The 22,364-nt window shown below is 72.8% G+C and carries 22 protein-coding genes, 1 tRNA gene and 15 pseudogenes; 11 read left to right on the plus strand and 27 right to left on the minus strand.

The window, feature by feature from the left end; all coding sequences use genetic code 11:
* Positions 1-29 precede the first annotated feature (29 nt).
* Both G5V59_RS12370 and G5V59_RS12375 read left to right on the plus strand, forming a co-directional pair.
* The gene (locus G5V59_RS12370) at positions 30-527 is read left to right on the plus strand and encodes a hypothetical protein (RefSeq protein ID WP_278256624.1); all 498 of its coding nucleotides are present in this window, start codon (positions 30-32) and stop codon (positions 525-527) included.
* A complete protein-coding gene (locus tag G5V59_RS12375; protein ID WP_278259823.1) occupies positions 470-688 on the plus strand; it encodes a M15 family metallopeptidase in 219 nt (72 codons plus the stop codon). The genes G5V59_RS12370 and G5V59_RS12375 overlap by 58 nt, the downstream gene beginning before the upstream one ends.
* Here the strand turns inward: G5V59_RS12375 and G5V59_RS12380 are convergent.
* The 12 genes and pseudogenes from G5V59_RS12380 to G5V59_RS12435 all read right to left on the minus strand — a co-directional run.
* On the minus strand, positions 667-2,571 hold the full coding sequence (locus G5V59_RS12380) for a WYL domain-containing protein (RefSeq protein WP_278256625.1): 1,905 nt from the start codon (positions 2,569-2,571) through the stop codon (positions 667-669). The two genes, G5V59_RS12375 and G5V59_RS12380, sit on opposite strands and share 22 nt — an antisense overlap.
* Positions 2,514-3,392, minus strand: a complete 879-nt coding sequence (locus tag G5V59_RS12385; RefSeq protein WP_278256626.1) for a crotonase/enoyl-CoA hydratase family protein — start codon at positions 3,390-3,392, stop codon at positions 2,514-2,516. Before G5V59_RS12385 ends, G5V59_RS12380 begins: the two co-directional genes overlap by 58 nt.
* Before the next feature lie 58 nt (positions 3,393-3,450).
* A complete protein-coding gene (locus tag G5V59_RS12390) occupies positions 3,451-3,750 on the minus strand; it encodes a co-chaperone GroES (protein ID WP_278256627.1) in 300 nt (99 codons plus the stop codon).
* A gap of 34 nt (positions 3,751-3,784) precedes the next feature.
* Positions 3,785-3,988 (minus strand): hypothetical protein, encoded by a 204-nt coding sequence (locus G5V59_RS12395; protein ID WP_278256628.1) that lies wholly within the window; start codon positions 3,986-3,988, stop codon positions 3,785-3,787.
* 1 nt (position 3,989) lies between these two features.
* Positions 3,990-4,034 (minus strand): annotated as a pseudogene (locus tag G5V59_RS12400) (hypothetical protein); the annotation flags it as partial.
* Positions 4,035-4,046: 12 nt separating this feature from the next.
* Positions 4,047-4,229 carry a hypothetical protein gene (locus G5V59_RS12405; protein WP_278260295.1) on the minus strand — a complete coding sequence of 61 codons (183 nt, stop codon included), beginning with the start codon at positions 4,227-4,229 and terminating at the stop codon, positions 4,047-4,049.
* A 127-nt stretch (positions 4,230-4,356) separates the two neighbouring features.
* Positions 4,357-4,512: pseudogene (locus G5V59_RS36590) on the minus strand (cobalt ABC transporter ATP-binding protein); the annotation flags it as partial.
* A 22-nt stretch (positions 4,513-4,534) separates the two neighbouring features.
* Positions 4,535-4,804, minus strand: a pseudogene (locus tag G5V59_RS12415) (ATP-binding cassette domain-containing protein); the annotation flags it as partial.
* On the minus strand, positions 4,801-5,502 hold the full coding sequence (gene cbiQ / locus G5V59_RS12420; RefSeq protein ID WP_278256629.1) for a cobalt ECF transporter T component CbiQ: 702 nt from the start codon (positions 5,500-5,502) through the stop codon (positions 4,801-4,803). The gene cbiQ and the pseudogene G5V59_RS12415, both read right to left, overlap by 4 nt.
* A gap of 13 nt (positions 5,503-5,515) precedes the next feature.
* Positions 5,516-5,743, minus strand: a pseudogene (locus G5V59_RS12425) (PDGLE domain-containing protein); the annotation flags it as partial.
* 120 nt (positions 5,744-5,863) lie between these two features.
* Positions 5,864-6,118 (minus strand): energy-coupling factor ABC transporter permease, encoded by a 255-nt coding sequence (locus tag G5V59_RS12430; protein WP_341351203.1) that lies wholly within the window; start codon positions 6,116-6,118, stop codon positions 5,864-5,866.
* 97 nt (positions 6,119-6,215) lie between these two features.
* A pseudogene (locus tag G5V59_RS12435) lies at positions 6,216-6,674 on the minus strand (energy-coupling factor ABC transporter permease); the annotation flags it as partial.
* A 3-nt stretch (positions 6,675-6,677) separates the two neighbouring features.
* On the opposite strand from G5V59_RS12435, the pseudogene bcp reads away from it, so the two are divergent.
* The 3 genes and pseudogenes from bcp (at position 6,678) to G5V59_RS12450 (ending at position 8,408) form a co-directional block, all read left to right on the plus strand.
* Positions 6,678-7,166 (plus strand): annotated as a pseudogene (gene bcp / locus G5V59_RS12440) (thioredoxin-dependent thiol peroxidase).
* A 211-nt stretch (positions 7,167-7,377) separates the two neighbouring features.
* Positions 7,378-8,097 (plus strand): hypothetical protein, encoded by a 720-nt coding sequence (locus tag G5V59_RS12445; protein WP_278256630.1) that lies wholly within the window; start codon positions 7,378-7,380, stop codon positions 8,095-8,097.
* Between the two features lie 2 nt (positions 8,098-8,099).
* A complete protein-coding gene (locus G5V59_RS12450) occupies positions 8,100-8,408 on the plus strand; it encodes a hypothetical protein (RefSeq protein ID WP_278256631.1) in 309 nt (102 codons plus the stop codon).
* Here the strand turns inward: G5V59_RS12450 and G5V59_RS12455 are convergent.
* Both G5V59_RS12455 and G5V59_RS12460 read right to left on the minus strand, forming a co-directional pair.
* On the minus strand, positions 8,338-9,255 hold the full coding sequence (locus tag G5V59_RS12455) for a M20/M25/M40 family metallo-hydrolase (protein ID WP_278256632.1): 918 nt from the start codon (positions 9,253-9,255) through the stop codon (positions 8,338-8,340). The two genes, G5V59_RS12450 and G5V59_RS12455, sit on opposite strands and share 71 nt — an antisense overlap.
* A gap of 255 nt (positions 9,256-9,510) precedes the next feature.
* Positions 9,511-9,639, minus strand: a complete 129-nt coding sequence (locus tag G5V59_RS12460) for a hypothetical protein (RefSeq protein ID WP_278256633.1) — start codon at positions 9,637-9,639, stop codon at positions 9,511-9,513.
* A gap of 98 nt (positions 9,640-9,737) precedes the next feature.
* Here G5V59_RS12460 and G5V59_RS12465 point away from each other — a divergent pair.
* Positions 9,738-9,819, plus strand: a tRNA-Leu gene (locus G5V59_RS12465).
* A gap of 148 nt (positions 9,820-9,967) precedes the next feature.
* On the opposite strand, the pseudogene G5V59_RS36595 reads toward G5V59_RS12465, so the two are convergent.
* From G5V59_RS36595 to G5V59_RS36605, 7 genes and pseudogenes are all read right to left on the minus strand, one after another.
* Positions 9,968-10,015: pseudogene (locus G5V59_RS36595) on the minus strand (hypothetical protein); the annotation flags it as partial.
* Between the two features lie 89 nt (positions 10,016-10,104).
* A pseudogene (locus G5V59_RS36600) lies at positions 10,105-10,839 on the minus strand (non-canonical purine NTP pyrophosphatase); the annotation flags it as partial.
* Positions 10,766-11,053 (minus strand): annotated as a pseudogene (gene rph, locus G5V59_RS12480) (ribonuclease PH); the annotation flags it as partial. The pseudogenes rph and G5V59_RS36600, both read right to left, overlap by 74 nt.
* 97 nt (positions 11,054-11,150) lie before the next feature.
* On the minus strand, positions 11,151-11,570 hold the full coding sequence (locus tag G5V59_RS12485) for a hypothetical protein (RefSeq protein WP_278256634.1): 420 nt from the start codon (positions 11,568-11,570) through the stop codon (positions 11,151-11,153).
* 20 nt (positions 11,571-11,590) lie between these two features.
* Positions 11,591-11,911: a GDSL-type esterase/lipase family protein gene (locus tag G5V59_RS12490; protein ID WP_278256635.1), complete on the minus strand. Its 321-nt coding sequence runs from the start codon at positions 11,909-11,911 to the stop codon at positions 11,591-11,593.
* Positions 11,912-12,034: 123 nt separating this feature from the next.
* Positions 12,035-12,328, minus strand: a complete 294-nt coding sequence (locus tag G5V59_RS12495; RefSeq protein ID WP_278256636.1) for a hypothetical protein — start codon at positions 12,326-12,328, stop codon at positions 12,035-12,037.
* Positions 12,262-13,821 (minus strand): ATP-binding cassette domain-containing protein, encoded by a 1,560-nt coding sequence (locus G5V59_RS36605; protein WP_341350928.1) that lies wholly within the window; start codon positions 13,819-13,821, stop codon positions 12,262-12,264. Before G5V59_RS36605 ends, G5V59_RS12495 begins: the two co-directional genes overlap by 67 nt.
* Positions 13,822-14,522: 701 nt before the next feature.
* Here G5V59_RS36605 and G5V59_RS12510 point away from each other — a divergent pair.
* From G5V59_RS12510 to G5V59_RS12520, 3 genes and pseudogenes are all read left to right on the plus strand, one after another.
* Positions 14,523-14,636, plus strand: a pseudogene (locus tag G5V59_RS12510) (sensor histidine kinase); the annotation flags it as partial.
* Between the two features lie 219 nt (positions 14,637-14,855).
* Positions 14,856-15,167 carry a hypothetical protein gene (locus G5V59_RS12515; protein ID WP_278260296.1) on the plus strand — a complete coding sequence of 104 codons (312 nt, stop codon included), beginning with the start codon at positions 14,856-14,858 and terminating at the stop codon, positions 15,165-15,167.
* A 53-nt stretch (positions 15,168-15,220) separates the two neighbouring features.
* Positions 15,221-15,823: pseudogene (locus G5V59_RS12520) on the plus strand (response regulator transcription factor).
* A gap of 3 nt (positions 15,824-15,826) precedes the next feature.
* Here G5V59_RS12520 and G5V59_RS12525 read toward each other — a convergent pair.
* Both G5V59_RS12525 and murI read right to left on the minus strand, forming a co-directional pair.
* Entirely contained in the window at positions 15,827-16,312 is a 486-nt protein-coding gene (locus G5V59_RS12525) for a hypothetical protein (protein ID WP_278260297.1), read from the minus strand.
* Positions 16,313-16,701: 389 nt separating this feature from the next.
* A pseudogene (gene murI, locus G5V59_RS12530) lies at positions 16,702-17,484 on the minus strand (glutamate racemase); the annotation flags it as partial.
* A gap of 78 nt (positions 17,485-17,562) precedes the next feature.
* Between murI and G5V59_RS12535 the strand changes: the two are divergent.
* Both G5V59_RS12535 and G5V59_RS12540 read left to right on the plus strand, forming a co-directional pair.
* Positions 17,563-18,846, plus strand: coding sequence for an alkaline phosphatase family protein (locus tag G5V59_RS12535; protein ID WP_278256638.1), 1,284 nt, complete (start codon positions 17,563-17,565; stop codon positions 18,844-18,846).
* A gap of 286 nt (positions 18,847-19,132) precedes the next feature.
* Positions 19,133-19,423 carry a hypothetical protein gene (locus G5V59_RS12540; protein WP_278256639.1) on the plus strand — a complete coding sequence of 97 codons (291 nt, stop codon included), beginning with the start codon at positions 19,133-19,135 and terminating at the stop codon, positions 19,421-19,423.
* Between the two features lie 80 nt (positions 19,424-19,503).
* Here the strand turns inward: G5V59_RS12540 and G5V59_RS12545 are convergent.
* The 4 genes and pseudogenes from G5V59_RS12545 to G5V59_RS12560 all read right to left on the minus strand — a co-directional run bounded on the left by G5V59_RS12545 (position 19,504) and on the right by G5V59_RS12560 (position 22,317).
* Positions 19,504-20,519, minus strand: a pseudogene (locus G5V59_RS12545) (pyridoxal-phosphate dependent enzyme).
* Positions 20,516-20,804: pseudogene (locus G5V59_RS12550) on the minus strand (MoaD/ThiS family protein). Before G5V59_RS12550 ends, G5V59_RS12545 begins: the two co-directional pseudogenes overlap by 4 nt.
* Before the next feature lie 23 nt (positions 20,805-20,827).
* Positions 20,828-21,244: pseudogene (locus tag G5V59_RS12555) on the minus strand (M67 family metallopeptidase); the annotation flags it as partial.
* Between the two features lie 83 nt (positions 21,245-21,327).
* Positions 21,328-22,317, minus strand: a complete 990-nt coding sequence (locus tag G5V59_RS12560; protein ID WP_278256640.1) for an acyl-CoA desaturase — start codon at positions 22,315-22,317, stop codon at positions 21,328-21,330.
* Positions 22,318-22,364 lie beyond the last annotated feature (47 nt).

Below are 22,364 nucleotides of genomic sequence, written 5' to 3' on the forward strand. Positions count from 1 at the left end.
TCAAGAGAACCCTACTAGGCTCCTGCGACATGACCCCGGACGTCGTGCTGATGGCGGACCCTCGGGTGACCTCGATCTCAACCCGGACCGACGGACCGCTGCCGCTCGTCGACGTCACGGGGGTCCCGCGGCTCTCCGTCGACCCCCGGGCCCACGACGCCGCGGGCGCCTGGCGCCTCCTGCGCGCCCCCGTCCGGGAGCGGCTCGCGGAGGCCGCCGCCGCGCTGCCCGACGGCCTGCGGCTGCGCTTCGTGGAGGGCTACCGACCACCCTCCCTCCAGGCTCGCTACTTCCACGGCTACCGGGGCCGCCTCCGCACCGCCCGGCCGCACCTGGACGAGGCCGAGACTCGACGCGCTCGCGAGCCGTTTCGTCTCTCCCCCGGCCATCGCCCCGCACTCCGCCGGCGCGGCCGTCGACCTCACCCTGGAGACCACCGACGGGATCGAGACTCGACCTGGGCACACCGATCGACGCGTCACCGGAGGAGAGCGGCGGACGCTGCTACACCTGGCATCCCGAGGTGACCGGCGAGGCGCTGGCCCACCGCCGGGTGCTGGCCGGCGCGCTCGGAGCGGCCGGGCTGGTCAACTACCCCACCGAGTGGTGGCACTGGTCCTACGGCGACCGCTACTGGGCGCTGGCGACCGGCGCCACGGAGGCGCTCTACGACGCGGTGCCCGACTGACCCGGCGGCGACGCCGTGTGGTGCGCGATCAGGTCCTCGGCGGCCGCGGCGGCCTCCTCCTGCAGCCTGCGGCGGGTCGACGACGAAGGCGTCCGGGCCGGCGACGAGCAGCAGCCGGCCCACCCGCGGCCCGACCGGCGGCAGCAGTACCGAGGTCGACCTCGGCGTGCTCGTGGTCGTCGCGCACGAAGGTGACCCGCTCGGCGTAGAAGTCGGCCACCCAGCGCGCGCTCTGCGGCAGCACCACCTTGACCCGCGTGGTCGCGCGCTGCGCCGCCAGCAGGCTCCTCCAGGCCGGCGGGCACCTCGAAGGTGCGCTCGAGCACCTCGACGGAGCGGATGTTGGAGAGCAGGTAGGTCCGCAGGCTGCCGTCGGGGCCGACCGGGCCGGCGTCGACCTCCCAGCCTCGCCGGGTCTGGACCAGGTGGTACGGCTCGATCTCCCGCTCCGAGACCCCCGGCTGCCAGGCCCGGGAGTAGACCACGCGGACCGCACGGCGCTGCTCGCGGGCGCGCTGGAACTGCGGGAGCAGCCGGTTCCAGTCCGCCACCGCGGGCTCGGGGGCCTCGCCCGCGTCACCCTCCCCGAACATCGTCTCGGCGAGCACGTCGATCGCGTCGGCCGACTCGGCGTTGTCGGGCTCGATGTCCAGCAGGGCCAGCGCGGCGGTGTAGACGTGGCCGAGTCTCGCCGGCGTCGACGTACTCCACCCCGAGGTCGACCGGGCCGTCGGCCGCGATCCGCACGATCCCCGCGGTGCCCGGGTCCTCGGCGGTGCCCTCGGGACCGAGAAACTCCAGCACCTCGGGCCGCGCGGAGAGCCACTCCCCCGCCAGGTCGGCGGTGTAGAAGGCGAGCAGGTCCTCGCGCAGGCTCGGCGACCGTCGTCCCGAAGTCGGCGGCCAGGGTCTCCAGCGCGACTCCCTCGGGGTGGCGGGCGAGCCTGCTCGAAGACCTGGGGCAGCCGGGCGATCCGGGCGACGTAGCGCGGCGGGGTGCTCACCGTGCCGCCTCCAGGGCCGCCACCAGACTCGGCGCGCACCTCGTCGGGCGCGACGACGCTCACCCGGCGGCCGAGCTCGATCAGGCGGCTGCGCAGGGCCTCGCGGTTCGTGATCCGGTAGCGCAGCAGCACCGTGTCGTCCGCACCCGGTACGACGGCCAGCGGCTCGCCCAGCCAGCGTCGTACGTCGGGGGCGTAGTGGGCCGGCGCGGCGAGGGTGACCTCGACGGGCGGGTCCACCTCCCACTCCATCGGGTGCAGCCCGTGGTGCCGCGCGGCGGGCAGGCGGCGGGCCGAGCCGACCTCGTCGGCATCGGCGTCGACCATCCGGGACACCACGAAGGTCTTCAGCCGGGCATCCGGGTCGCCGTCCTCGACGCCGCGCAGGTACCAGGTGCCGACCTGGTTGCGCAGCGACTCCGGGTGCACCACCCGCGGGATGCCCTTGTAGCCGAAGCGCAGCACCGGTGGTCGCGCACCGCGTCCACGACCAGGCTCAGTGCGGGCGGCGGGACCGCGTCCAGTGCGGCGCCGGCGGGGGTCGGCGCGGCCGCCGGCTCCGGGAGCCCGAGCCGGCGCGCCAGGTCGCTGCGGTCGGCGAGCCTGCACCGCCCGGCGCAGGGCGGCCTGCTGGCCGGGCGTGAGCCGGACCCGCAGCCGGTTGTCGACGGTGGTCATCCGGTAGTGGGCGACCTCGCCGATCCCGGCGAGGTTCTCGATGTGCCAGCCCTGGTTCTCCAGGTGCCGGATCTCACGGCTGATCTGGGTGCCGGGATCCGCGCTGCCGTCGAACCCGGCGGCCCGGATCAGTGCCTCCGCGCTCACGCCGGCGTCGGCACGGGCCTGCAGCAGGGCCGCGATCCGGACCAGGCGCTCCATCGGCTCACGTGAACCACGACCGACCCGGTTGACCACGACGTCCCTCTCCTACGGCTGGTCGAACGCCCCGTGGCGCCCGGCGCCCCCGGCGAATCGGGACGCACCGTCGAGGGTATCGGCGGCCAGCGAGACCAGGCCGTGCCGCCACTCCGCCGCGATCGCCTCGTCCAGGCCGAGTCTCGTGCTGCCCGTACGACGACAGCCGGTCCTGGCGCAGGCAGGTCTGCGGGAAGGCGGCGAGTCTGTGCGGCCAGGGCCAGCGCCTCCTCGCGTGCCGCGCCCGGCGCCGCCACCCGGTTGGCCAGGCCCATCCGCAACGCCTCCTCGGCCCCGACCTCGCGGCCGGTGAGGATCAGGTCGAGCGCGTGGGAGTGGCCGATCAGCCGCGGCAGGCGCACCGTGCCACCGTCGATGAGCGGCACGCCCCAGCGCCGGCAGAAGACGCCGAGGGCGGCGGCCGGGTCGACCACCCGCAGGTCGCACCAGATCGCGAGCTCGAGGCCGCCCGCCACGGCGTACCCGTCGACGGCGGCGATGACCGGCTTCGACAGCAGCATCCGGGTCGGGCCCATCCCGGCCGGCCCCTCGCCCGGCGCGCCCACGTCGACCCGGCCCTCGGAGACCGCCTTGAGGTCCGCACCGGCGCAGAAGACCCCACCCGCGCCGTGGAGCACCGCGACGGAGGCGGAGTCGTCGGCGTCGAACGCGGTGAAGGCCTCGGTCAGCAGCCGTGCGTGCTCGGCGTCGACGGCGTTGCGCACCTCCGGGCGCGACAGCGTGACCAGCGTGACCGGACCGTGCTTCTCGACCTCGACCGTCATGCGGCGAGGCTAGTGGGTCCACCCGGCTCCACCCCGGCGGGCACGACGGGGCCAGGCGCTACAGGTAGAGGCCCGCGGCCTCGTCGCCGAGCCGCTCGGCGGCCACGGCGTGGATGTCGCGCTCGCGCATCACGACGTAGACCTCGCCGGCGACCTCGACCTCCGCCTTGTCCTCGGGGTCGAAGAGGACCTTGTCGCCGACCGCGACGGCGCGGGCGTGCGGTCCGACCGCGACGACGCGCGACCAGGCCAGCCGGCGCGCGCCCATCGCCGCGGTGGCGGGGATGACGATGCCGCCGGAGGAGCGCCGCTCACCGGCCTCGGTGTCGATCTCGCACAAGATGCGGTCGTGCAGCATCTTGATCGGTGTCTTGTCGGACACGGTCCCGGGATCAGCGGGTGATCTTGCGGACCACCACGAAGAGCGCGATCACGCCGACGACGGCGCCCACGGTCTTCAAGATGTTGTCCGTGCGCGGCTCGCCGGTGCCGGCGTCGACGTAGTGCGCCTTCACCTGGGCGACCTCGCGGCTCACGATCGTCTTGGGGTGCGACCGGTAGAGCAGCCTGGTCGATGGTGCCCGCCAGACGCTCACGGGCCTCCTCGATCTCGCGCTCGATGTCAGAGGGAGTGTCACTCACCCTGGCAGGCTATCAACCGGCACGGTGCGGGGGTCGAAGCCCCAGGGCAGTTCCAACCGGTGGGCACGCATCAGGGCCTCGTCGGTCAGCACGTCGTAGGTGCGTCCGTCGGCCACCACCCGGCCGCTGCTGAGCACCACCGAGCGCGGGCAGAGACTCGAGGGCGTAGGGCAGGTCGTGGGTCACCATCAGCACGGTCACGTCCAGCCCGCGCAGGATGTCGGCGAGCTCGCGGCGCGAGGCGGGGTCGAGGTTCGAGTCTGGGCTCGTCGAGCACCAGGATCTCCGGCTCCATCGCCAGCACGGTCGCCACCGCGACCCGCCGGCGCTGGCCGAAGGAGAGGTGGTGCGGCGGCCGGTCGGCGAACTCCGCCATCCCGACCTGCTCCAGCGCGGCCATCACCCGCTTCTCCAGCGCGGCACCCTTGAGCCCGAGGTTGGCCGGGCCGAAGGCGACGTCGGCGCGCACCGAGCCCATGAAGAGCCTGGTCGTCGGGGTCCTGGAAGACGATGCCGACCCGGCGGCGGATCTCCAGCAGGTTCTTCCTCGTCACCGGCAGCCCGCTCACCGCGACGCTGCCCTCGCCGTGCCCGGACTCCGCCGAGAGGATGCCGTTGAGGTGCAGCACCAGGGTCGTCTTGCCGGCGCCGTTGGGGCCGAGCAGCGCGACCCGCTCGCCGTGGTGGACGTGCAGGTCCACCCCGAACAGGGCCTGGTGGCCGTCGGGGTAGGCGAAGGCGACGCCGCGCAGGTCGAGCACCGGGGTCATCGGAGGGACCGCTCGGGCTCGGGGAGGCGGCCGTCGTACCCGCGCGACAGCATGGCGAGGTGCACCCGCTCCCCCCTCTCGTAGGACCGCACGAACAGCGCCCCGAGCGTACGGGCCAGGGCCGGCCAGTGCCGGGGCGACCTCGGGTCCACCCCGCGCGAGCGCATCGCGGTGGTCATCCGGCCGAGGTCGGCGGTGACCACGTCGAGGTAGCGCACCATGAACGACATGATCTGCACCAGCAGGTCCGGGAAGTGCAGCCGCTGCAGCCCGCGCAGCACCTCGGTCGGCTCGGTGGTCGCGGCCAGGGTCAGCGAGGCGAGCACGCCGAGGGTGCCCTTGACCGCCAGCCCGAAGGCCGCCTCCAGACCGGAGGAGGAGACCGTGACGTCCCACCCCCACGGCAGCGGTACGGCGACCCGGGGGCCCTCCGCGACGAACGGGATCAGGGCCGCGAACAGCAGGAAGGGGACCTCGATCACCATCCGCGGCAGCACGTAGGTGAAGGGCACCCGGGCCAGGGCGAGGACCCCGAGCAGGATCGCGAGGTGCACCGCGAAGGCGGCGTACCACTCCCGGGGCGTGGCCACGACGAGCAGCACGAACCCCAGCAGCGCCAGCACCTTGAGGTGCGCGGGCGCCCGGTGGACGACGGAGTGCCCGTGGAAGTGCAGCCGGTGGCCGTGCCCGGCGCCCATCAGCCGGCGCCCATCAGTCCACGTCTGCCGTCGCGGCAGGCTCCGTGGAGGCCACATCCTCCACGGAGCCGCCGCGACGCCGGAGGCCGTAGAACAGGCCTCCACCGATCAGCAGGGTCAGCAGCACGCCCGCGACACCGGCGATACCCCCGCTGAGTCGGTCGTTGTCGACGCCCTTGGTGCTGTAGCCCGCGAGCGGGCTGTCCGACGCGGGGCCGTCGGTCTTCTCCTTCTCGATGAAGCCGGTCTTCTCCGCGACGTAGTTGAGGCCGTCGGGATGGCTGCTGGCGTAGTAGCTTGCCGACGCCGGCGACGAGCAGCGCCACCAGGAGACCGGCGAGGAGGAACTTGCGGTGCGCGCTCATGCGGCGGCCTCCGAGGTGAGCAGGGGCTTGCGGGCGGCCGGGCCCCGGGCTCCGTGCACCAGGTCCGGGCGGGAGGCGAGCACCGCGCTCACCACCAGGCCCGTCACGATCGCCTCGCCGACGCCGATGACCAGGTGCCAGCCGACCATCGCGGTGAGCACCTTGCCGGTGGCGACGTCGGCGGTGCCGCCGATCGCGAAGAGCAGGGTGAAGACGGTGGCGGCGGCCGGCACCGAGACCAGGGCGCCCACCGCGGCGGCGACCGGTACCGAGCCGAGCTTTGCGCGGGAGGACCGCGAGCACGAGCCGGAACACGGCGTACCCGACCGCGACGCCGACGATCGCCATCAAGGTGATGTTGGTGCCGAGCGCGGTCAGCCCGCCGTCGGCCATGAACAGCCCCTGCACGAGCAGGACGACGCTGATGCACAGCGTGGCCGTCCAGGGACCGACCAGCACCGCGGCGAGCGCGCCGCCGAGCAGGTGCCCGCTGGTGCCCGCGCCGACCGGGAAGTTGATCATCTGCCCGGCGAACACGAAGGCCGCGACGAGGCCCGCCATCGGCGCGGTGCGGTCGTCGAGCTCGGCGCGCGCCTTGCGCAGCGCCACCCCCACGCCGGCGGCCGCGATCACCCCTGTCGCGACCGAGGTGGGCGCGTCGAGGAATCCGTCGGGGACGTGCATGGCACAGGCTCCTTGGTCGTCCGGTGTTCGGCAGCGGGCGAGAGGGGTAGTTAGATGGTTCCGAGCAGATCCCACCTTATTGCATGCCGTTTGCAACAGCACCAGCCCGTCAGGAGCCCGCATCCCATGAGCGACCAGGCCCGCCTCGCCGCCGGCGACACCGCCCCCGCGTTCACCCTGCCCACGGACACCGGTGCGGAGGTCTCCCTCGCGTCCCTCCTCGGCGAGGGCAAGAAGGTGATCGTCTACTTCTACCCGGCCGCGATGACGCCCGGCTGCACGAAGCAGGCCTGCGACTTCACCGACTCCCTCGACGCGCTCCAGGCGGCGGGCTACACCGTCGTCGGGGTCTCCAAGGACGCCCCGGCCAAGCCTGGCGAAGTTCCGCGAGCGCGACGGTCTCGGCATCACCCTGCTCTCCGACCCCGAGTCGGAGGTCCACCGGGCCTACGGCGCCTTCGGCGAGAAGAAGCTCTACGGCAAGGTGGTCGAAGGCGTCATCCGCTCCACCTTCGTCGTCGGCACGGACGGCCGGATCGAGTCTCGCGCAGTACAACGTCAAGGCGACCGGACACGTCGCCAAGGCTCCGCAGGGATCTCGGCCTCGCGGCCTGACCGCCCCGACCACTCGAAGGACACCCGATGACTTCGCTCCACCAGTCGCTCGCCAACCTCGCCCGCGACCACGGCCACGAGCTCGTTCCGTGACGCCGGCGCGTTCCGCGGCTCGCTCGACGACTACCTCGACGAGGGCCAGGCCTCCAGCGGCACCATCAACCTCCTCACCGACGCCGTCCGGCTCGGCGCCCTCGACGGGCTGGTCACCATGCTCGACAGCGGTGCCAACCCCGCCGACGCCGTCGAGTCCGCGGGCCAGCGGCTGGCTCGCGACCGCGGCAGCGCGGACGTGCGCGGGTGCCAGTGGGCGGTCGCCGTGCTCGGCTTCGCGCTCGGCAAGGTGCCCGAGCCGCTGGTGACCGGGCTCGACCCCGACGCGCAGACCTCCGCTCCCCCGGCACCGCCCGCGCCGTCGTACCCGCCGGTGGCCTCGCCGGTGCGCCCGCCGCTGCCGCCGGTCACCTCGCCGGTGGCCTCCCCGCAGCAGCCGATCGTCTCCCCGCCGCACCAGCCCGGCGGCCCGGGTGGCTACGCGCCGCCCGCCCCGGCGTACGCCGGCGGGTGGTCGCAGCAGCCGCCGCCCAAGAAGAGCAGGACCGGCCTGATCATCGCCGGCGTCGTGGCCGCGCTAGTGCTCATCGTCGGCGGCGTCATCGCCGCGGTCGCGCTCAGCGGGGACGGCAAGGACGACCCGAAGAAGGCCGACGACCCGACCAGCAAGACCACCGACGAGCCCACCGACGACCCGAGCACCGAGGTCCCCGACATCGGCGGCCCGCAGGTCGAGGGCAAGGGCTACACCGTGCAGGCTCCCCAAGGGCTGGACCGACGGGACCACCGAGTTCCTCGCGCAGAACAAGGACGTGCCGACCCTCGACAAGGTCTTCCTGTGGGGCGACAAGCTTCAACACCGCGCGCGGCAACGTGATCGTGGAGACCCAGTCGTCCTACGGCTACACCGACCCCAACGACCTCAAGGACAACTGGAAGAAGGCCCTGGTCTCCTCCGACACCGGTGCCGAGATCACCGACGGCGCCAACATCACCATCGACGGCCAGACGGCGCTGTCGGTCGACATCGCCCGGACCAACGACAACGACGTCAAGGTGCAGCAGCGCTCGTACCTCGTCATCAACGGCGACAAGGGCTACTCGCTCACCGTCTCGCTCAAGGACGGCGACAGCGACGTGCTCGACAAGTTCGACGAGATGCTGACGACCTGGCGCTGGGCCGAGTGAGGCTCAGCCCAGGTAGGCGCGGGCGGCGCTGACCAGCGCCGCCACGCCCGACTCCAGGGTCGGGCGCGCCACCGGGGCGAAGTACGGCGAGTGGTTGGCCGGCAGCGCCGCCACCCGGGCGGTCAGGCTCCTCGACCGTGGTCGCGCCCGCGAAGGTCGCCGGGTCGGCCCCGCCGAGCAGCCAGTAGGCGCCGGGCACCCCGGCCGTGTCGGAGAGGATCCCGACGTCCTCGCTGCCGGTCACCGCGCCCGGGTCGACGACCAGGAACCGCCCCGTCGCGGCGAACGCCGCCGCCACCTGCTCGCACGCACCGGCGTCGTTGACCACCGCCGGCAGCGAGAAGAGCACCTCCACCTCGGGCTCGCGCGGTGCACCCGCCGCCAGCGCCTCGGCCTTCGCCATCCGCTCGATCGCGGCCACCGCCTTGTCCCGCACGGCGGGGTCGGTGGTGCGCAGGCTGATCTCGAGCACCGCCCGGTCCGGGATGATGTTGCCGCGGGTGCCGGCGTGGAAGGTGCCCACCGTCAGCACCACCATGTCGCTGCCGCCGACCTCGCGCGAGACGACCGTCTGCAGCCGCAGCACCAGCGAGGCGCCCATCACCACCGGGTCCACCGCGGACTCCGGGCGCGAGCCGTGCCCGCCCTCCCCGTGCAGCACCACCCGGATCATGTCGGTCGCCGCGAACGCCGGTCCGGGCGTCACGCCGAGCACGCCCGCCGGCAGCGGCGCGACGTGCTGCCCGAGCACGACGGCCGGGGTGCCGAACCGCTCGAAGAGGCCGTCCGCGATCAGCGAGCGCGCCCCCGTGCCGCCCTCCTCGTCGGGCTGGAAGACCAGCACCACCCGGCCCCGCCAGTCGTCCTCGCCCGCCAGCCTGCTCTGCCGCGCCCAGCAGGCAGGAGACGTGCACGTCGTGCCCGCACGCGTGCATCACCGGCACCTCGGTGCCGTCCGCCGCGGTCGCGGTGTCGGTGCTGGCGTAGGCCAGCCCGGTCTCCTCGCGCACCGGCAGCGCGTCCATGTCGGCCCGCAGCATCACGCTCGGCCCCTCGCCGCGCGCCAGCACCCCGACGACCCCCGTGCCTCCGACGCCGGCCGTCACGTCGTACCCGAGGGCGCTGAGGCGATCCGCGACGATCCCCGCCGTCCGGCGCTCCTGGGTGCCGAGTCCGGGTGCCGGTGCAGGTCCTCGTAGAGCGCGGTCAGGGCGTCCAGGTCGATCGTCATGGCTCGATCCTGCCCCGGGGGCGGTGGGCTTTCGAGGGCGCGAAGCCGGATCTGGCAACGGCGTCCGGCAGGCACCCGCCTAGACTCGTGCCGCTTCAGCCGGAGTGGTGGAACTGGCAGACACGCAGGTTTTAGGTACCTGTGCCTTCGGGTGTGCGGGTTCGAGTCCCGCCTCCGGCACCGAGCGGGTCAGCCCAGCAGGTCCGCGGCGAGCGGCGCGATCTCGCGCAGCGCCTTGCCGCGGTGGGAGATCGCGTCCTTCTCCTCGCGGCTGAGACTCGGCCGTGGTCAGGCCGGGGCGCTCGTCGGCGACGAAGAGCACGTCGTAGCCGAAGCCGCCGCTCCCCCGCACCTCGCGGGCCACGCTGCCGTCCATCCGGCCCTCGACGACCAGACTCGCGCCCGTCGGGGTGGGCCAGCGCGATGGCGCACAGGAAGTGGGCACCCCGCCGCTCGTCCGGTACGTCGGCGAGTCTGGTCGAGCAGCAGCCGGTTGTTCCGCTCGTCGGACCTCGGCTGTCCCGACCAGCGTGCGGAGAGCACGCCCGGCATCCCGTTGAGCGCGTCGACGCAGAGGCCGGAGTCGTCGGCGATCGAGGGCAGGCCGGTGGCGGCGACGCCGGCGCGGGCCTTGAGCAGGGCGTTGCCCGCGAACGTGGGCTGGTCCTCGACCGGCTCGTCGTACGGGGCGACGTCGTCGAGCCCGACCACCTCGGCGCCGGGGAGGTGCGCGGCGAGGATCCGCTGCATCTCCGCGATCTTCTTGGCGTTGCGGGAGGCGACGAAGAGCCTCACGCCGACAGCGCCTCGCGCTGCAGGCGGGTGAGGTCGGCGCAACCCTTCTCGGCGAGCGCGAGCAGCGCGTCGAGTCTCGGCGCGGTCGAAGGCGGCGCCCTCGGCGGTGCCCTGCACCTCGACGAACTTGCCGTCGCCGGTCATCACGACGTTCATGTCGGTCTCGGCGCGCACGTCCTCGACGTAGGGCAGGTCCAGGCGCGGCGTGCCGTCGATGATGCCGACGCTGACCGCCGCGACCGAGCCGGTGAGGGCCGCCGGGACGTTCAGGCTTGGCGCAGGCGTCGGCCAGGGCGACGTAGGCCCCGGTGATGGCGGCCGTGCGGGTGCCGCCGTCGGCCCGGAGGACGTCGCAGTCGATCTGGATGGTGTTCTCGCCGAGCGCCTTGTCGTCGATGATCGCACGCAGGGAGCGGCCGATCAGGCGGCTGATCTCGTGGGTGCGCCCACCGATGCGGCCCTTGACGGACTCGCGGTCGGAGCGGGTGTTGGTGGAGGCCGGGAGCATGGCGTACTCCGCGGTCACCCAGCCCAGCCCGGAGCCCTTGCGCCAGCGCGGCACGCCCTCGGAGGCCGAGGCGGCGCACAGCACGCGGGTCTTGCCGAACTCGACGAGCACCGAGCCCGCCGGGTGGTCCAGCCAGTTCCGGGTGATCTTGATGGGTCGCAGGCTCGTCGTCGGCGCGGCCGTCCTCGCGGGTGCTCATGGAGCCAACCTACCGAGCGACCGCCCAGACCCGCCGAACGGCCCACGGGCCCAGGTCGCGGGCCCGGCGGCCCACCCACGGCGCGCCCTCGGTGACCATCCAGGCCACGTCGCGGCGCCGACTCGGCGGGCAGCCGCCCTCCGGGTCGAGGCTGGGCAGCGGCAGGTCGAAGCCGGCCACCCGCAGCCGCTCGGCCCACGCCCGCGCCAGCGCGCGGTGGCCGATCTCGGAGGGGTGGAAGCGGTCGATCGACCAGTTCCCCCGGTCGAGCACCTCCGGCATCAGGGCGAGGTCGAGACGCAGGCCGCCGTAGGTCGCGTGCACGTCGTCGTAGACGTCGTTGAGGAGGGCGATCCGCTCGCTGATCGGCCGGACCACCACCCGCGGCAGGCCGAGGATCGTGCCGTGGTCGTGCCAGCGCACCGTCATCAGCGTCGCCCCGGCCGCGCTCAGGCTCGCCGGCGATGTGGTGGAGGTCGTCGTGCAACCGGTCCGGGCACCAGGTGGAGCGCAGGGTGTCGTTGACGCCCACCAGCAGCGAGGCCAGGTCGGGGCGGTGCGCGACCGCCTCCGCGAGCCTGCTCCTCGCGCACGACCGCGGCGGTGGCGCCGGAGATCGCGACATTGCAGAACGACACGTCGTACGACGCTTGCAGGGCCTCGCTCAGCAACCGGGCCCAGCCCCGCCAGCGACCGCCGGGGACCGGGTCCCCGAGGCCGACGGTGGTGCTGTCGCCGAGAGCGGCGAAGCGCAGGTATCCGTTGCCCACGGCGGCAAAGGTCGCGGGGGCGGGAAAGCAGACGGTCACCGGCCGGTGTCGTGTCCGACAACGACCGGTGACCGTTTCAGGTCGATCCCTGCGGGCCCGGGATCCGCAGGGAGCGGGTCCGGGCTACTTCACCTCGGCGCGCTTGAGGCGCAGCGCCCCGAGCGTGACCGGGATGACCACCCACAGCACGATCGTGAACAGCACGCGCACGAAGGTCATCGCGTCCACGACCGTCGCGTCGCCCATCGGGTCGATGTCGCTGATCAGCGGCTGCAGGGCGTAGCCGGGATCGATCCACGGGATGAGGTCGCGCGCCCACTCGAAGAGGCTGTAGAGCACGCCCCACACGATCATCGGCAAGATGAGCGAGACGACGTAGTACAGCGCGATCGCGGCCGGGGTGTTGAGCAGCAGCATCCCGAGTGCGAAGCCGATCGCGAAGTAGATGAGCCTGGTTGACGGCCAGCCAGAACATCCGGTCGGGCTCCAGGTCCCAGACCACGTCGTTGCCCGTGATCGCGCCGCAGAGCACGTTGGTGAGCGCACCGAAGAGGAAGGCGACCACGATCGTGGTCACCGCGAGGGCGGAGACCGCGACGAGCCTTCGCCCAGATCACGCGCAGGCGGTGCGGCTCCAGGGTGAAGGTGGTCAGCGCCGAGCGCTGGCTCCACTCGCTGGTCACGATCAGGACCGCGAAGACCGGGACGAGCAGCGAGACCGGGATGACCATCACGTTCGAGATGAGGCCGTTGAAGGTCACCCCGAGGTCGTTGAGGCCCACGATCAGCAGGGTCAGCGCAACGGTCAGGCCGATCAGGCCGGCGGTGACGGCGAGCAGCCAGAAGCCGCCGCGGGTGTCGACCATCTTGCGCCACTCCACGCGCACGAGGCGGCCGAACGGCGTGGGGCCGCTCTTCGACAGGTCGAGGGTGACCGGCGCTCCGGGCGCCGAGGGGACGGTGGTGCTCATGCCGGGATACCTCCGTGGGTCGGGGCGGTCGCGACGCCGGGGACCGCCTCGCGGGCGGTCGACGAGGTCAGGCTCGAGGAACAGGTCCTCCAGGCCGACGCCGCCGGACCGGAGGTCGGTGAGCACGACGCCGGAGGACAGCGCGATCCGGCCGACCTGCTCGGTCGAGGCGGTGACCTTGAGGCCCTCGCCGGCCTGCTCGACGGCGTGCCCGGCGGAGGTGAGCGCGCTGGTGAGCGTCGCGTTGTCGAGCGAGGTCACCAGGCTGGTACCGGCGCCCTGGGCACCGGCGAGCAGGGACTTCTTGTCGCCCTGCGCGACGATCCGGCCGTGGCCGATGAGGATCATCTCGTCGGCGATCATCTCCACCTCGTGCAGCAGGTGGCTGGAGAGCAGCACGGTGCCGCCGCGGTCGGCGTAGCCCTTGAGCAGCCCGCGCATCCAGCGGATGCCCGCCGGGTCGAGGCCGTTGGCGGGCTCGTCGAGGATGAGCACCGACGGGTCGCCGAGCAGCGCGTGCGCGATGCCGAGGCGCTGCTTCATGCCGAGCGAGTAGTTGCGCAGCCGGCGACTGGACTCGTCGTCGGTGAGACCGACCAGGGCGAGCATCTCGTCGACGCGGGCCTTGGGCAGGCCCATCGTCTGCGCGCCGATGGTGAGGATCTCGCGGCCCGTGCGGCCGGCGTGCTGGGCCGAGGCGTCGAGCAGCGAGCCGACGTGGCGGCCGGGGTTCGGGATGTCGGCGTAGCGCAGGCCACCGATGGTGACCTGGCCGTGGGTCGGCGGCGTCAGGCCGACCATCACGCGCATCGTGGTGGACTTGCCGGCGCCGTTCGGGCCCAGGAAGCCGGTGACGCGACCCGGCTGGGCGACGAAGTCGACGTCGTCGACGGCGGTGAACCCGCCGTAGGAGACCGTGAGTCGATCAACTGTGATCATGCCTCCACCCTGCCCGATCGGGCAGCCCGGCACATCGGACCTGCGTCCCGAACCCCACGGACTTAAGTAGGGGGTGCCCGGTCCCGGGGTCACTGCCGCGCGGGCCGCCGAGAGCCCTAGTCTCGGGCCATGGACAGGCTCCGCCGACCTCCAGCCGCCGCTGCGGCTGTGGAGCCACGTGTGGCGCTACCTTCTGGCACTGGTCGTCGGCTTCGTGGTGTGGGCGCCGGTGATGGACGCCCAGGCCGACGAGCACCCCGCGCTGTTCTGGACCGACCTCACCGTCGGGCTGGCGTGCTTCGTGCTCGTCTTCTGGCGCCGGCGCTGGCCGATGGCCGTCGCGGTGATCACCCTGCTGGCGACGCCGCTGAGTCCGCTGTCCGGCGGCGCCTCCACCCTCGCCGTGGTCTCGCTCGCCACCCACCGCCGGTGGTGGCAGATCCTCACCGCCGCCTCGCTCAACCTGGCGATGACCTGGGTGTACTACCAGGTGCAGCCGGTGCACGACACCGACCCGTGGTGGTTGCTCACCCTGATCACCATCGCCGCCGTCGCCGCGACCATGGCGTGGGGCATGTACATCGGCTCGCGCCGCGAGCCTGCTGTGGACGCTGCGCCAGCGCGCCGAGACCGCCGAGGCCGAGCGCGACCTGCGCGCCCAGCAGGCCCGCTCCACCGAGCGCGCCCGGATCGCCCGCGAGATGCACGACGTGCTGGCGCACCGGATCTCGCAGATCTCCCTGCACGCGGGGGCCCTGACCTTCCGCGAGGACCTCAGCGCCGACGAGATGCGCAGCAGCGTCGCGGTCATCCAGGCCAAGGCCCACGAGGCGCTCACCGACCTGCGCGAGGTGCTGGGGGTGCTCCGCGAGACCGGGGACGGCGCTCCTCTCACCGGTCCCCAGCCGACGTACGACGACCTGGGCACGCTGGTCGCCGACGCGCGTCTCGCCGGCGCCTCCATCGAGTACGACGACCGGCTGGCCGGTCACGAGTCGCCGCCCGCCGCCGTGGGCCGCACGATCTACCGGATCGTGCAGGAGGGGATCACTAACGCGACCAAGCACGCCCCGGCCGCCGCGCTGCACGTGCTCGTCGCCGGCTCTGCCACCGAGGGCGTCGACGTGGTGCTCCGCAACGCCATCGGCTTCGGCCCGACCCGGACCCCGGGCGCCGGGCTGGGCCTGGTCGGCCTCACCGAGCGCGCCGAGCCTGCGCGGCGGCACCCTGGTGCACGGGATCGAGCCCGCCTCGCCGGACGGGCAGCAGGTGCCGTCGTTCGTGCTCCGGGCCTGGCTACCGTGGGCGTTCGAGGAGCCGGCGAGGGTGGAGGGCGAGTGACGTGACGGACGTGCTGATCGTCGACGACGACCCGCTGGTGCGCTCCGCGCTGGCGCTGATGCTGGGTGGGCAGCCCGACATCGCGGTGGTGGGCGAGGCTCCCGACGGCCGGGCCGGCGTCCGGATGGCCCGGGAGCCTGGCGCCGGACGTGGTGCTGATGGACATCCGGATGCCGGTGCTCGACGGCCTGGCCGCGACCCGGCTCCTGCACGGCGAGGCGGACCCGCCGCGGGTGATCGTGCTGACCACCTTCGACGCCGACGACTACGTCGTGGGTGCGCTCGCCGCCGGCGCCGACGGGTTCCTGCTCAAGGACACCCCGCCCGGCGAGATCGTGGCCGCGATCCGCAAGGTCGCCGACGGCGACCCGATGCTCTCCCCCTCGGTCACCCGCACCCTGATCGAGCGGGTCCGCACCGACTCCGGCGACAGCCGCACCGCGGAGGCGCAGCGCCGGCTGGAGCGGCTCACCGAGCGGGAGCCGGAGGTCGCCACGGCCGTCGGGCGCGGGCTGTCGAACGCCGAGATCGCCAGCGAGCCTGCACCTGTCGGTGCCGACGGTGAAGGGCCACGTCTCGCGGCTCTTCGAGAAGCCTGGAGACGACCAACCGGGTGCAGATCGCGTTGTGCATCCGCGACGCCGGGCACCCGGTGGAGTAGGGCTCAGAGGCTCGTAGACGTCGCCCTGCGCGGCCAGGCTGCAACGGGCCGCCGTAGGCGTCCTTGGCCTCGGCGAGGATCTCCTGCGCGTCGTGCCAGGGCGGCACGTGGGTGACGACGAGCCGCTTCGCGCGGGCCTGGGTCGCGATCTCGCCGGCCTCCTTGCCCGTCAGGTGCAGGCTCGGCGGGTTGTCGTCGCACTCGCGGAAGGACGCCTCGCACAGGAACAGGTCGGCGTCGGCGGCGAGACTCGAACAGCGCGTCGGTCGGGCCGGTGTCGCCGCTGTAGGCCAGCACCTTGCCGAACGCGCTCACCCGCAGCCCGTACGCCGGCACCGGGTGGTCGACCTCGAAGGGCTCGATCGTGAACGGGCCGAGCGCGATCGGCTTGGCGTAGACGCGGAAGGAGAACTCCTCGCGCATCCCCGGCTTGCGGGGCAGGTCGTAGGCCTTGGCGAGCCGCTTGGCGGTGCCCTTGGGTCCCCACACCGGGATCCGCGGCTGGGTGCCGGAGGGGTGGTACTTGCGCAGGACGTAGTAGGCTGGTCATGTCGACGCAGTGGTCGGCGTGGAGGTGGCTGAGCAGCACCGCGTCCACCTTGAGCGGGTCGACGTAGCGCTGCAGCGTGCCGAGCGCGCCGTTGCCCATGTCGAGCACCAGGCTCCACGTGCGCAGCGCGTCGGTGGCCTGGACCAGGTAGCAGCCTGGCCGGCGAGTCCGGGCCCGGGTAGGAGCCCGAGCAGCCCACCACGGTGACCTTCACGGAGTGCTCGGCCGCCGACGCCGCCGCGGTCTTGAGCAGGGTCGTCTCCGGTGCCACGTCCTGGCTCATGCGAGACCCCCTGCGAACTGTCCGGCCGCCACCGAACTCGGGGCCGAGGAAGCGGCGCCCGATCGTCTCGAACTCCGCCGGGGAGCCGGTCGTCGCGAAGGAGTACGCCGGGTCGCCGCCCGGGCGCATCAGGCTCCGGTCCGCGAGCATCCGGTAGACGTCCTTGGCGCACTCCTCGGCGCTGCTCACCAGGCTCACCTCGTCGCCCATGACGTAGGAGATGACGCCGGTCAGCAGCGGGTAGTGCGTGCAGCCCAGGACCAGGGTGTCGACGCCGAGTCTCGCTCAGCGGGTCGAGGTACTCGTGGGCGAGCGCGATCAGGCTCCTCGCCACCGGTCACCCCCGCCTCCACGAAGTCGACGAAGCGCGGGCAGGCGCGAACGGTGAGGTCGATGTGCGGCGCCGCGGCGAAGGCGTCCTCGTAGGCCAACGACTCCGCGGTGGCACGGGTGCAGATGACGCCGATCCGGTTGCTGCGCGAGGCGGCCACCGCGCGGCGGGCAGCCGGGAAGATCACCTCGACCACTGGGACGTCGTACCGCTCCCGGGCGTCGCGCAGCATCGCCGCCGAGGCGGAGTTGCACGCGATCACCAGCGCCTTGACGCCCTGGTCGACGAGGTGGTCCAGACACTCCAGGGCGTACTCCCGCACCTCGCCGATCGGCTTGGAGCCGTAGGGCTGGCGGGCGGTGTCGCCGACATAGGTGATCGACTCGTGCGGCAGGCTGGTCGATCACCGACCGCGCGACCGTCAGTCCACCGAACCCGGAGTCGAAGATCCCGATCGGGGCGTCGACGTCGACGTCGTGGTGGTCCTGGTGCCGCACCGGGCCAGACTACGGCGTCGGCACCCCCGCAGTCGGCATTCAGGGACCGAGATCACGTCGGAGGCCTATGCTCGGACGGTGACCACCGCGAGCCGGCTCGGGCGTGCCAGCGCCGTCGCCCTCTCCCTCGTCCTGGCCCTGCTGCTCGGCCTGCTGACCGGGTGCGGTGCCCCCGCCGCGGAGCGGGCCGGCTCCTCCGAGGCACGACAGGTCGCCGCCGCGGCGGCCGACCTCCGGGTCGTCGCCATCTCGCTCGACGGGCTCAACCCCACCGCGATCACCCGCCTCGGCGCGGCCCGCCTGCCGAACCTCTACCGGCTCCTCCGCGAGGGCGCCGGCACGCTCAACGCGCGCGCACAGATCGAGCAGACCGTCACCCTGCCCAACCACACCAGCATGGTGACCGGGCGCCGCATCGACAAGGCTCCACGGCGGTCACGGCGTCACCTGGAACACCGACGTCGCCGGCTCGAGCGTGCAGAGGGCCGCCGGGCACGACGTCTCCTCGGTGTTCCGGGTGGTGCACGCGGCCGGCGGCTCGACGTCGCTGTTCTCGACGAAGACGAAATTCACCCTCTTCACCCGGTCGTGGCCCCGGGACATCGCGCGCACCGTCATCCGCAAGGAGGACGACGCCACGCTGACCACGCTCTTTCGTCGCGACCTGCTCGCGACGAAGCGCTCCTTCGCCTTCCTGCACCTGGGTCTGGCCGACCAGACCGGCCACGCCTACGGCTGGCTCAGCCCGGCGTACCTGCGGGCGGTGGTGAAGCTCGACCGGCTCGTCGGCGGCGTGCTGACGACGATCCGCAACAACGCCCGGCTGCGCCGCTCCACCGTCGTCGTGCTCACGGCCGACCACGGGGGCACGCCGGGGACCAAGGGCCACGACGTGGCGACGCGGTGGGACAACTACCGGATCCCGTTCGTGGTGTGGGGTCGCGGGGTCACCCACGCCAACCTGTACCGGCTCAACGACCCGCGGTTCATCAAGGACCCGGGCCGGTCGCGCCCGGGGTTCTCCGGCCCCCAGCCGATCCGCAACGGCGACCTCGCCAACCTGGCCACCCGGGTGCTCGGCCTCGGGCCGGTGCCCGGCAGCCTCTGGAACCGCTCGCAGCGGCTCACCTGGCACCGCTGAGCCGGCGACTGGATCAGCGGCGGCGCAGACTCGCCGAGCGTCGGCCACGGGTTGAGCCGGCAGCCCTGGGTGCCCTTCGACTGCTGCTGCATGACCGGTGCGAGCGCGCCCGGGCGCGGGCAGGACGCGTGCCCCTTGCCGAGCCAGTGACCGGTCTCGTGGTTGACGACCATGTGCCGGTAGTCGCGCAGCGAGCGACCGGCGCGGTTCCACGCGGGTGAGGCGTGCTGCCAGCGCTCGACGTTGATGACGACGTTGCGGCCCACCCGGCACGACCACTGCGCGCTGCACACCGAGGAGAAGCCGGGCACCCGGGCGGCCTCGGAGAGCCACAGGGTGAAGGCGCCGCCGGAGGCGACCCGGACGAACTTCACGCCCCGGCCGCGCCAGCCGCGCGGGTCGTCGTAGGTCTGCTGGGCGAGGGTCTTGAACCTCGCCAGGTCGGCGGGCACCCGGCCCTTGGTGCGCACCGAGTAGCGGACCACGCGGCGGGTGTCGACGCGGTGCTTGACCACGCCCAGCCTGCACGACGGCCGTGCCCGGCGTCCGGGTCGGGTGCGTGACGGTGACCCGTACGGCGAGCCGGTGGCCCACGTCGCCGGGCGCGATGTCACGGACCCGGGTGGTGGCGCCGGCCAGCGGCTGCCCGTCGCGGTACCACTGGTAGCGGCTCGTCGCCGGGGTCGGGCTCCACCGGCCCGGGGAGACGACGAGGCGGTGGCCGTAGCGTCGTACGCCCGCGACGCTGGGGGCCTGCACCTGCGTGAAGGCCGGGAGTTCGCCGGGCTGGGCGGCTGACGCCGAGGGCGCCGGGCCTGTCGCGAGCAGGCAGCACAGGGCCAGGGCGAGTCCGAGGAACCGGGTCATGCCTGCCCAGGCTACGGGGCCCGGCGGCCCGGCCCCAAGGGCGTCAGGCCCAGAGCCTGGCCCTCGAGCCGGTCCTCGGCTCGGTCGATGGTGCCCTCGTAGGCACCCGTCGAGAGGTACTTCCAGCCGCCGTCGGCCACGACGAACGCGATGTCCGCGGCCTCACCTGCCTTCGCGGCCTTCGCGGCCTGGCCGAGCGCGGCGTGCAGGATCGCGCCGGTCGAGATGCCGGCGAAGATGCCCTCCGACTCCAGCAGGCTCCCGCACCCGTCGTACGGCGTCGCGGGGGCCGACCGAGAAGCGGCTGTCGATCAGCCTCGGCGTCGTACAGGCTCGGGGACGAAGCCCTCGTCGAGGTTGCGCAGGCCGTAGACGAGGCTCGCCGTAGCGCGGCTCGGCGGCGACGATGCGCACCTCGGGCTTGGCGCGGCGGAAGAAGCGGGAGACGCCCATCAGGGTGCCGGTGGTGCCCAGCCCGGCGACGAAGTGGGTGATCGAGGGCAGGTCGGCCAGGATCTCCGGGCCGGTGCCCTCCTCGTGCGCGAGCGCGTTGGCGGCGTTGCCGTACTGGTAGAGCATCACCCAGTCGGGGTGCTCCGCGGCAATCTGCTTGGCGACGCGCACGGCCTCGTTGGACCCGCCCGCGGCCGGGCTGGAGACGATCTCCGCACCCCACATCCGCAGCAGCTGGCGGCGCTCCTCGGAGGTGTTCTCCGGCATCACGAAGACCGTGCGGTAGCCCTTGAGCCTTGGCCGCCATGGCGATCGAGATGCCGGTGTTGCCCGAGGTGGGCTCCAGGATCGTGCAGCCCGGGCGGAGGGTGCCGTCCTTCTCCGCCTCCTCGATCATCTTCAGGGCCGGACGGTCCTTGATCGAGCCGGTCGGGTTGCGGTCCTCGAGCTTCGCCCAGATCCGGACCCCGCGGCCGTCAGCGGCACCGTCGGCGTTGAACGGCGCCGAGAGCCGCGGCAGCCCCACCAGCGGCGTACCGCCGACGGAGGTGAGGAGTGAGTCGAAGCGGGTCACTGGCCGCCGGCGACGGCCGGGAGGATGACGACCTGGTCGCCGTCGGAGAGCGCGGCCTCCAGGCTGCCGATGAAGCGGACGTCCTCGTCGTTGATGTAGACGTTGACGAAGCGGCGCAGACTCGGCACCGTTGCCCTTGTCCTCGACGAGCCGCTCCTTGATGCCGGGGTGGTTGGCCTCGAGGGAGTCGATGAGCGCGCTCAGCGACGTGCCGTCGGCGTCGACGGCCTTCTCGCCACCGGTGTAGGTGCGCAGGATGGTCGGGATCCGGACCTCGATGGCCATGTCAGTCTGCTCTCCTCTGAAGGGATGACGCGGACCTCTTCCTCGGTCACGACGCCGTCGATGATTCTGTACGACCTGAACTCCACGGGACCCGGGTTATTCCCGTGCTCGCGCGTGCTGACGAGCACGTAGTGCGCGCCCGGCTCGCTCGCCAGGTTGATGTCGGTGACGCTGGGGTAGGCCTCGGTCGCCGAGTGCGAGTGGTAGATCACCACCGGCTCCTCGTCGTTGTCGTCGAGGCTCCTTGTAGAAGCCTGGAAGAGGTCCGTCGAGTCGTACTCGTAGAACGTGGGACTGCCCGCGGCGTTCACCATCTCGATGTGCCGCGCAGGGCGGTCGCTGCCGGCCGGGCCGGCCACCATCCCGCACGCCTCCACGGGGTGGTCCCGCTTGGCGTGCGCCACGAGGGCGTCGTACGTCGCCTGGTCGATCGTCAGCACGCCGTCCAGGGTATGGCGTGCGGCGCCCGGCCCCGGAATCGGGTTCACGGCGCGGACGAGACCGCTGCCGGGCGGAGGAGGTGTCAGGCGGCGGGGGTGACCGACTTCGCGCGGATCCGCTCCGCGCTCGGCCAACGCACGTCGCGCACCCAGCCGAGCTTCTCCAGCACCCAGATCACCCGGGCCGAGGTGTCGAGCCTGGAAGCGCTTGACGCCGTGGCGCGCGGAGGTGGGGTCGGCGTGGTGGAGGTTGTGCCAGGACTCCCCGCCCGAGGGGGATGGCCAGCCACCACACGTTGCCGGAGAAGTCGCGGGAGGCGAAGGGGCGGTCGCCGAGGGTGTGGCAGATGGAGTTGATGGACCAGGTGACGTGGTGGATCAGGCCGATCCGGACCACGGTGCCCCAGAAGAACGCGGTCAGCGCACCCTGCCAGGCTCCAGGTCAGCAGCGCGCCGAGCAGCGGCGGCAGGAAGATCGAGGTGAGCACCCACAGCCAGAACAGCCGCGAGATGCGGATCAGGTCGCGGTCCTTGGCGAGGTCCGGGGCGTACTTGTCGATCGGGGTCTGCTCGGGGTCGAACAGCCAACCGACGTGGGCCCACACGAATCCCTTGGTCAGCCCGCGCAGGCTGTTGCCGTAGCGCCACGGCGAGTGCGGGTCGCCGTCCTTGTCGGAGTACTTGTGGTGCTTGCGGTGGTCGGCGACCCAGCGGATCACCGGACCCTCCACCGCCATCGAGCCGAGGACCGCGAAGGTGATCTTGACGGCGCGGTTGGGCTTGAACGACTTGTGCGTGAAGAGCCGGTGGTAGCCCACGGTGATGCCGTGCAGGGTGAGGGCGTACATCACGAAGGTGATGACGACGTCGCTCCAGCCCAGCCACCCGCCCCAGGCGACCGGGATCGCCGCGACGAACGCGACGAAGGGCACGGCGATGAAGAGGCCGAGGGCGAGGCGCTCGATCCAGGACTGCTCGTCGCCGCCCATGGTGGCGCGCAGGGCCACGGGCTCGGTGGGCTCCGTGGGCTCGGTGGGCTCCGTGGGCTCGGGGCGGTCGTCGATCGCGGTCATGCAGTGCTCCCAGCGGCGGCGGTCGTCGGACGGGCTGAGGCAAGCCT

The sequence above is a fragment of the Nocardioides convexus genome, from assembly GCF_011090295.1.

What these genes read in the sequence shown, in the direction of transcription:
- G5V59_RS36605 (WP_341350928.1), bottom strand. Translation starts at nt 13,821, where the DNA reads ATGATCACAGTTGATCGACTCACGGTCTCCTACGGCGGGTTCACCGCC.
- G5V59_RS12380 (WP_278256625.1), bottom strand. Translation starts at nt 2,571, where the DNA reads ATGGAGCGCCTGGTCCGGATCGCGGCCCTGCTGCAGGCCCGTGCCGAC.
- G5V59_RS12370 (WP_278256624.1), top strand. Translation starts at nt 30, where the DNA reads ATGACCCCGGACGTCGTGCTGATGGCGGACCCTCGGGTGACCTCGATC.
- G5V59_RS12390 (WP_278256627.1), bottom strand. Translation starts at nt 3,750, where the DNA reads ATGCTGCACGACCGCATCTTGTGCGAGATCGACACCGAGGCCGGTGAG.
- G5V59_RS12385 (WP_278256626.1), bottom strand. Translation starts at nt 3,392, where the DNA reads ATGACGGTCGAGGTCGAGAAGCACGGTCCGGTCACGCTGGTCACGCTG.
- G5V59_RS12495 (WP_278256636.1), bottom strand. Translation starts at nt 12,328, where the DNA reads ATGCTGCTGCTCAACACCCCGGCCGCGATCGCGCTGTACTACGTCGTC.
- G5V59_RS12445 (WP_278256630.1), top strand. Translation starts at nt 7,378, where the DNA reads ATGCTCGACAGCGGTGCCAACCCCGCCGACGCCGTCGAGTCCGCGGGC.
- G5V59_RS12485 (WP_278256634.1), bottom strand. Translation starts at nt 11,570, where the DNA reads ATGACGGTGCGCTGGCACGACCACGGCACGATCCTCGGCCTGCCGCGG.
- G5V59_RS12460 (WP_278256633.1), bottom strand. Translation starts at nt 9,639, where the DNA reads ATGACGATCGACCTGGACGCCCTGACCGCGCTCTACGAGGACCTGCAC.
- G5V59_RS12560 (WP_278256640.1), bottom strand. Translation starts at nt 22,317, where the DNA reads ATGACCGCGATCGACGACCGCCCCGAGCCCACGGAGCCCACCGAGCCC.
- cbiQ (WP_278256629.1), bottom strand. Translation starts at nt 5,502, where the DNA reads ATGGGCGCCGGGCACGGCCACCGGCTGCACTTCCACGGGCACTCCGTC.